The organism is Bacillota bacterium (genome assembly GCA_012837285.1).
In the GTDB taxonomy this organism is placed as follows: Bacteria; Bacillota; DTU030; order DUMP01; family DUMP01; genus DUNI01.
Genome location: DURJ01000052.1, coordinates 1 through 4,296 on the forward strand (window position 1 = coordinate 1; position 4,296 = coordinate 4,296).

Here is a 4,296-nt window from a genome sequence, read left to right on the forward strand (position 1 = left end):
ACCAACCGTTCGGGACGATGTTGATGCCGCTGTAAGATATCATTTACAGCTGCAAACCGGCGGCCACAACTTAGTTCTGTCGTTGCCATAGCTAGTTCCTCCGTTTCGTTACTTACTACTGTGACTGTGTAGCTGCTTGTGTTACTTTCTTGACACTAATGGGAGTCAACTTCTTCTCTTCAAAAGGTGCAAATAGTGATATTTTGCCAATTTGACCCTCCATTAGACTCCAAAAGTAGCGCGTAGCGAGAAAACTGCTGGATACGCCTACGTTTTACTAAATCAAGTATAGCATGATTGTTATGTTTCTGTCAATCTTAGTTGTTTCGTGTTGGCGTTAACATTTGGTAGATGAAAACGGTTGGTTTTTAACTGGGTACCTTAGGGGCCACTTGATACCGTGTGGGTTAGTGCGGCACCGTGTTTTTGGTGGCTGCTGCGGGGCGGTGTTAATAGAGCCAGTTGTGGCAATAGAAAGACCAGTCGGTACTTTGCACCTATTGTTATCATTGGGGTAGCGGTAGCGCCGGTTTGCCCTTGGTTCTGCTAGCTGTCCCCGCTAGTCCGGTGGGGTGCCTTAAGACCTAGTCGCTTTGCTAGCGGGTACTGTTTGATTAAACATAACCTGGGTGGGAGCTCTCATTAGGGTATAATGTAACGGTTTTTGGCGAAAAAGAAGGAAGATCTGTTAGGGTGTGGAATTAAGTACAAGATTAGAGATTGAGGTGAGCGCCCATGGGAAAAGTGATTGCCATTGCGAACCAAAAAGGTGGTGTGGGCAAGACAACCACGGCCGTTAACCTGGCGGCGGCGCTAGCCCTGGAAGGGCGGAGGGTTCTATTGGTGGATATAGATCCCCAAGGTAACGCCACCAGCGGAATGGGCGTTGATAAAGACAATCTCGACGGTTGTATCTATCAAGTGTTACTTGGGATGTGTGCCATTCAACAGGTAAAACTGCCCACGGAAATAAGAGGACTGCATTTGATCCCGGCAGCGGTGGATTTGGCCGGAGCCGAGATTGAGCTGGTGGGGCTGCCGCGGCGGGAACAGCGCCTACGGGAGGCTTTAGCGGATGAACGGGAGCGCTATGATTATGTGTTTGTTGATTGCCCCCCGTCTTTGGGTCTGTTAACGGTGAATGCCTTGGTGGCGGCCGATTCAGTCTTGGTCCCTATTCAATGTGAGTTCTACGCCCTGGAAGGATTGGGACAGCTACTGAGCACAGTCAGGCTGGTACAGGGCGCCCTAAATCCCCGACTGGAGATTGAAGGAGTACTCATGACCATGTTTGATGCTCGCACTAACTTATCCATTCAGGTGGTGGACGAGGTTAAGAAATATTTTCGGGATCGAGTGTACCGGAACATTGTCCCGCGGAACGTTCGTCTCTCCGAGGCTCCAAGCCATGGGAAACCGATTATGGTTTATGACCCGCGCTCGCGCGGGGCCGAAGTGTATAAGGATTTGGCGAAGGAAGTGATGGAACGTGAAGGCGAAACGCAGCGAGAAACGAGGTTTAGGTAAGGGGCTGGGTGCGCTCATACCGGTGGCGGAGCCAGAAGATGAAGAGACTGTGCGGGAAATAAACATTGAAGACATACGTCCGAACAGCTTTCAACCGCGCCGTGCTTTTGATGAGGAGAAGTTAGCCGAGATGGCGGAATCGGTCCGCACGCACGGGATTTTACAGCCGGTGGTGGTCCGCTCCATCATTGGGGGTTACGAATTGGTAGCCGGCGAACGGCGCTGGCGGGCGGCTCAACTGGCCGGACTGGTGCGTATACCAGCTGTTATCCGGGAACTGTCCGAGGGCGAAATGATGGAAGTGGCGTTGATCGAAAACATTCAGCGGGAAGATTTAAATCCGTTGGAGGAGGCAGAAGCCTTTAAGATCCTGTTGACGGAATTTGGCCTGACCCAGGAAGAACTGGCCCAACGGGTTGGGAAGAGCCGTTCCCATATTGCTAACATTTTGCGCCTCCTTAACCTGACCCCTGAAGTGCAAAGCTATGTTTCACGTGGAACAATTACCATGGGGCATGCCAGAGCCTTGCTGGCGCTCTCTGAGCCCCGAGCCCAATTGGCCGCCTGCCGGCAAGTGGTGGAAAAGGGCCTATCGGTTCGCGAAACAGAGGAACTGTTACGCCGCGTCCCCGCCAAGCCGGCCCAGAAGAAAAGAATACCCCCAGACCCGGGGTTGCTGGAGCTGGAGACCCGGATCCGGCGGGCTCTATCCACTAAGGTGCGCATCCGGCCGGGCCGAAAGGGCGGCAAGATCGAAATCGAGTACTATTCGGCTGAAGAGCTGGAGCGACTGGCGGCTCTCCTTCAGGGGGAAGGCGAGACGGCCTTGACAGGAAGCAAGTAAAACTACTATTACCCTCTCAATTCCTTCACTAAGGGGCGAGCTTAATGAATGCTATTGGTGCCATAGACCTATCTTCCAGCCTGCTCACGGCCCCGGTGCCGTTTCTAGCGGCGGTGCTGGCCTTACAACTGTTCCTTATTGTGTTTCTTTGGCTCCGGGTGGGCCGGCTCACCAAGAAATATAATGCCTTCATGGCCGGCAGCCCAGGAGCCGATCTAGAAACAATGCTCACCGAGCTGCTCACACGTTCTCGCCAGCAAACCGAGAACATGAAAAGCTTGCACTTTGCCCTGCGGCAGTTGGAACAGATGTACTTAACTACAATCCAGCATGTGGGCGTGGTAAGATTTAATGCTTTTCCTGATGCCGGTAGCGATTTGAGCTTTGCCATCGCCGTACTGGATGGGAATCGGGACGGGTTTGTCCTGAGCAGTATTTACGGACGCGATGAGTCACGGGTGTATGCTAAACCGGTGCAGAAAGGTGAATCCAACTATTTTCTTAGCCAAGAAGAAAACCAAGCCATTAGCCAGGCCCTAGAAAATAGAAAAAACTAGCAGGATTTTAGCCCTCTACAGCGAATAGGTAACAAGACCCTTATTACCCAAGCACTACCTGAGGTGGTTCGTTGTGCCTATTGCCACATTTTTTGCCAAGAGCTGCACCTGGAAGCAGTGCTCCGCTAGAGCCCGAGCTTTTACAGTACTGTTCGTACCTCACTCCGGCCAAAAGGCCCGGCGCCTGCGGTTGCCCGCTTGGGCTCTGGGGGCGGCGGCCGTTTTTGTGCTCACCTTTGTGGGTGGGCTTTCTTGGTTTGGCTATGATTATGTCCGTCTACGGGCCAATGAACGGGAACTGGTGCGGCTCAGAATTGAAAACTGCCAGCAAGCGGAACAGATTGAAAGCTTAGCCCAAGAAGCGGCGGCAGTACAGGAGCGGCTGGTGGAGGTAGACCAGTTGGATGCTGAAGTACGAGCACTGCTGGGGCTGCCCTCTCGCGGCGAAGAACCGGAACCGACCCTTAGCCGCGGTCGGCTCGGACAACCCCAAGGCGGTCCCGGTCGCCGAGTCACAACTGACGATATCCAGGCCACATTACAGGCTGCTGCCGCTAGCATTGACCCCCAAAAAGAGAAGCTGGCACAGCTCCAAGAAGAGGTTCGGCAGGAGCAACAGCGCTTGGCCCACACACCTTCTGGCCGGCCGGTCCAAGGGACTATTACGTCTCGCTATGGAACCAGACGTTCCCCCTACGGCCGAAGAACAGAATTTCATGAAGGTATTGATATCGCTGCGCCCTACGGTACGGCCGTGAAAGCTACCGCTGCAGGAACAGTGGTATACTCCGCTTGGCGCAGCGGCTACGGCCGGATGGTGGTGATAGACCACGGGTATGGCTACCGGACAGCCTATGCCCATAATTCCAAGAACAAGGTTTCTGTAGGTACTACTGTTGAGCGCGGAGACGTGATTGCTTATGTGGGAAGCAGTGGCCGCAGTACCGGACCCCATTTGCATTACGAGGTTATCTATCTTGGCGTCAAGAAAGATCCGGCCCGTTATTTCTAGTCAGGGGTCCCAGGTGAGCTAATCAATCTGGCTCAGGACTAAAACGGGCCTCAGTCGGAAACCAACTGTAGGAGGCGAGGAAGTATGTTCGGCGGGCGGAAGCAGAAGCAGACAGTGGATTTCGACCGGGTCGATACTGTGCTCGGACCGGGAACCGAGGTGAAAGGCACCGTTAAGGCTGAAGGTACGCTGAGAATAGACGGTGCCGTTGACGGCGAGATCGAGATAAATGGCGATCTCATCGTGAGCGAAAGCGCCCACCTAAAGGCTAACATTCATGGCCGCCATGCCACTGTGGCCGGGGAAATAACCGGCGATGTGGAACTGAGCGGTCGCCTGGAGATTACCCCCACCGG

Annotated in this window: 5 protein-coding genes; all 5 read left to right on the forward strand. The window is 53.8% G+C overall.

Annotated features, from left to right (window positions below; translation table 11 throughout):
• Nucleotides 1–735: 735 nt before the first annotated feature.
• Nucleotides 736–1,527 (forward strand): ParA family protein, encoded by a 792-nt coding sequence (locus GX016_03130; protein ID HHT70559.1) that lies wholly within the window; start codon nucleotides 736–738, stop codon nucleotides 1,525–1,527.
• The gene (locus GX016_03135; protein HHT70560.1) at nucleotides 1,490–2,371 is read left to right on the forward strand and encodes a ParB/RepB/Spo0J family partition protein; all 882 of its coding nucleotides are present in this window, start codon (nucleotides 1,490–1,492) and stop codon (nucleotides 2,369–2,371) included. Before GX016_03130 ends, GX016_03135 begins: the two co-directional genes overlap by 38 nt.
• Nucleotides 2,372–2,415: 44 nt before the next feature.
• Nucleotides 2,416–2,928 (forward strand): DUF4446 family protein, encoded by a 513-nt coding sequence (locus GX016_03140; GenBank protein HHT70561.1) that lies wholly within the window; start codon nucleotides 2,416–2,418, stop codon nucleotides 2,926–2,928.
• A gap of 73 nt (nucleotides 2,929–3,001) precedes the next feature.
• Nucleotides 3,002–3,940, forward strand: a complete 939-nt coding sequence (locus GX016_03145; protein HHT70562.1) for a peptidoglycan DD-metalloendopeptidase family protein — start codon at nucleotides 3,002–3,004, stop codon at nucleotides 3,938–3,940.
• Between the two features lie 84 nt (nucleotides 3,941–4,024).
• Nucleotides 4,025–4,296 (forward strand): polymer-forming cytoskeletal protein (locus GX016_03150; GenBank protein HHT70563.1); only part of this gene is annotated, 272 nt, incomplete at its 3' end.

Bases quoted from the DNA above. Each gene is read 5' to 3' on its own strand.
- GX016_03130 (HHT70559.1), top strand. From the start codon at position 736: ATGGGAAAAGTGATTGCCATTGCGAACCAAAAAGGTGGTGTGGGCAAG.
- GX016_03140 (HHT70561.1), top strand. From the start codon at position 2,416: ATGAATGCTATTGGTGCCATAGACCTATCTTCCAGCCTGCTCACGGCC.